Source organism: uncultured Mucilaginibacter sp. (assembly GCF_903913935.1).
Classification (GTDB): domain Bacteria; phylum Bacteroidota; class Bacteroidia; order Sphingobacteriales; family Sphingobacteriaceae; genus Mucilaginibacter.
The window spans coordinates 1-2,980 of record NZ_CAIWNH010000050.1; the positions used below are offsets into that span (position 1 = coordinate 1).

Genomic DNA, 2,980 nt, shown 5'->3' on the forward strand with positions numbered 1-2,980 from the left:
ATTTGATAGCCATTGAGCATTCACGGCCTATTAATATCGTCAATAACGGCAATTTTAAAGGCTACAAACTCGCTCAAGGAAACGAATTTTTAATGCTTAAATCGCCAAGCAATCTTGCGCCTTCAACTCTTATAAACAAAATCAACGAAACTTTCAGCGGCGCCGACTAACTTACCTACCTAATTCTCCTCCTTAAAATAAACCTTATAAAAGTTCATGTGCTTGTCGTCGTCAAAGCCCTTTTCAATCAGTTCCTTATCGCCGTGGATATAGATATGGAAATTCTTATCCAGCTTTAAAACGCTTTTATAAACGCGGGCCTGTTTCTTTACGGCATTGTCCGAGATCTCAAAAGTATCGGATATAGGGCTATCAAATTCCTGTTCGTACTGGCTTTTAAAGTTTTTAAAAGATTCAATCGCCTGCGGGTTGCCGATCACTTCGCCGGTAAACTCGTCCATATCAAAAGTATCCTTTTCTTTAAAATACTTCATGCTGCGGTTCAGCAGGTCGATTTTATCGGCTTTGCTCATTTCAAACTCATCATCCAGCTTTTGGGTCACAAAGTTTTTGTAGATGCCCAGCGTATTGCTGGTTTGGTTAAAGCTGTCGTTGCGGATCTTTAGCTGTAAAAACTGGTCTTTCCAATATACTGCTGCTTCCTGGCCACCATTGGTTTTATCAATCACTACTACCTTGTAACCGTTTTCTTTTTCGATATTAAAGATCAAAACGCCTTTATCCAGCTTGTTGATATTGATGGCGTTCTCTTCATAATCCACCTGGAAGCCGCCTTTGTCGGGGTACACTTTCAGGTAGGTTTCCTTATTTTCCGATTTAAAGATCCCGATCGCATCCAGCGGGTTACCTTCAATCTGTACTTTATTAAAATAAACCACATATAGCTCACCGCCTTTTATATTAGGGTGATTAGCAACCTTATACAGGTGTTTTGCTAAACCCTCAGATGCACTGTGAAAATACGCCTTATCCTCAAAAACCTGTGCCGCAAAATGATGCACTTCATTCAGGCTGAGGTTGCCGCTGCTATGGGTAAGGTGATAAACCTCGTTGGCCTTTTCAAAAGGTTTTAAAAAATACTGCATCAGCAGGTTGGGGATAATCTCGTCCTTTAGTTCCAGGGGATGATCAGACAAAGCGTACATTTCACTAAGCGCCTGGTTGCCCACATGGTGCACAGAGATCGTATCAAGCGAAGCTTCAAAAAAAGTTACCATAATTTATGGCCGCAAGTTAGTTAATTTAGTCATTAGGTCATTGCGTCATTAAGTCATTGGATAGTTGAATATGTTTTGCGTTGAAAAGAGACTTTAGGAACATTGCGCTTAAATAGCGACTTTTGCACCACAGTCAAAAATCATTGCCCGAAAACCAATGACTCAATGACTCAATGACCCAATGACATAATGACCAATAACGAAACAATTGTAGCCCTTGCCACGCCCAACGGAACCGGAGCCATTGGTATTATCCGCCTTTCCGGGCCGGATGCTATTACTATAGCCGCAAGCGTGTTTAAAGGCAGGGACCTCCCTCAACAAAGTTCGCACACTATCCATTTCGGCAGCATCGTTGATGGGGATATTATTTTGGATGAAGTTCTGGTTTCACTATTTATCGCACCGCGTTCATATACAAGAGAAAACGTGGTCGAAATCTCCTGTCATGGCTCGGCATATATCATTGAGTCGATCATCAAACTGCTCATCAAAAAAGGTGCACGTTCGGCGAAAGCAGGGGAGTTTACGCTGAGAGCTTTCCTGAACGGTCAGCTTGACTTGTCCCAGGCCGAAGCGGTGGCCGATCTGATCGCCTCCAATTCCAAAGCATCACAGCAGGTTGCCCTGCAGCAATTGCGCGGCGGTTTCAGCAGCCAGCTGCAGGCACTGCGCGATCAGCTGGTGCAATTCGCCTCCTTAATTGAACTGGAGCTTGACTTTGCCGAAGAAGATGTAGAGTTTGCCAATCGCGACCAGCTAAAAAGATTGATCCTCCAGATAAACCGTGTAATCCACAGCCTGATAAGTTCTTTTGAATTAGGAAATGCAATAAAAATGGGAGTGAACACCGTTATTGCCGGCAGGCCCAATGCGGGTAAATCAACTCTACTGAATGCATTGCTTAATGAAGAACGGGCGATCGTCAGTCATATCCCCGGCACCACACGCGATACCATTGAAGAGATACTGAATATTAACGGCATCAATTTCAGGCTGATCGATACCGCCGGCATCAGGGAAGCGACCGATGCAATTGAGCAGATTGGCGTGGCGCGCACCATGGAAAAGATCAGCCAATCGGCTGTGCTGGTTTATTTATTCGACGCCAGCCAGATCACCGCCGAAGAACTCAAAAGCGACCTCGAAAGCCTGCAAAAACCCGGAATTACTATCCTGGCTGTTGCCAACAAAATCGACTTGCTAACTACCGATTCCAATCTACTTTCGGACTTCCGGACTTCCGCGACCCTGCCTGCCGGCAGGCAGGTTTCGGACTTCCTCCCCATCTCCGCAAAAGAAAAGCTTCATATAGACGATCTTAAACAACAGATCTACAGCGCCGCAATCAAGGATCAATTAACCGGGGATGAAACGCTGGTTACCAATATCCGCCACCTGGAAGCCCTGCAAAAAACCGAAGAAGCACTGGCAAGAGTGCTGGAAGGTATGGATACCATTACGTCCGATTTCCTTTCCATGGATATCAAACAGGCGTTGCATTACCTGGGCGAAATTACCGGGGCGGTTACGACGGATGATTTACTGGAGAATATCTTTAGTAAGTTCTGTATCGGAAAATAGTTGGTTATCGAATCCTTGCATTTGTTTGTTTTTTTAACCGGTATTTTATTGCGTATGCCGATTATTAGAACCCGTATTATTTCATTACCCATGATCCTTGCAAAGGAAAAAGAAAATATACCATTCCACTTTCAGGCACAATTTACTGAGTTAAATTG

2 protein-coding genes are annotated in these 2,980 nt (G+C 44.1%); one reads left to right on the forward strand and one right to left on the reverse strand.

The window, feature by feature from the left end:
• Positions 1 to 179: 179 nt before the first annotated feature.
• The gene (locus QZY09_RS01945) at positions 180 to 1,238 is read right to left on the reverse strand and encodes a nucleoid-associated protein (protein ID WP_295667493.1); all 1,059 of its coding nucleotides are present in this window, start codon (positions 1,236 to 1,238) and stop codon (positions 180 to 182) included.
• 189 nt (positions 1,239 to 1,427) lie between these two features.
• Between QZY09_RS01945 and mnmE the strand changes: the two genes are divergently transcribed.
• Positions 1,428 to 2,822, forward strand: coding sequence for a tRNA uridine-5-carboxymethylaminomethyl(34) synthesis GTPase MnmE (gene mnmE / locus QZY09_RS01950; RefSeq protein ID WP_295667495.1), 1,395 nt, complete (start codon positions 1,428 to 1,430; stop codon positions 2,820 to 2,822).
• Positions 2,823 to 2,980 lie beyond the last annotated feature (158 nt).

What these genes read in the sequence shown, in the direction of transcription:
- QZY09_RS01945 (WP_295667493.1), bottom strand. Translation starts at nt 1,238, where the DNA reads ATGGTAACTTTTTTTGAAGCTTCGCTTGATACGATCTCTGTGCACCAT.
- mnmE (WP_295667495.1), top strand. Translation starts at nt 1,428, where the DNA reads ATGACCAATAACGAAACAATTGTAGCCCTTGCCACGCCCAACGGAACC.